A 212-nucleotide genomic window follows, 5' to 3' on the forward strand; every position below is an offset into this window, starting at 1 on the left:
GACTTCATGAAGCTGATCGTCACGAAGGAAGGCGCGCTCAATATCGATCTCGCGGACGACATCGTCGCGGCCACGCTCATTACGCGCAATGGTTCTATCGCACGCGAAGCGGCATAACGCTAACGGAGACGCTCCATGGAAGTCATCAACCATACGGTGATCAACCTGATCATTTTCGTGCTGGCGATCTACGTCGGCTATCACGTTGTCTG

Annotated in this window: 1 pseudogene; it reads left to right on the forward strand. The window is 54.2% G+C overall.

Features of this window, described 5'->3' with window-relative positions:
- Positions 1–135 precede the first annotated feature (135 nt).
- Positions 136–212, forward strand: a pseudogene (locus J8I87_RS45605) (NAD(P) transhydrogenase subunit alpha); the annotation flags it as partial.

The organism is Paraburkholderia sp. LEh10, from assembly GCF_017814945.1.
Classification (GTDB): domain Bacteria; phylum Pseudomonadota; class Gammaproteobacteria; order Burkholderiales; family Burkholderiaceae; genus Paraburkholderia.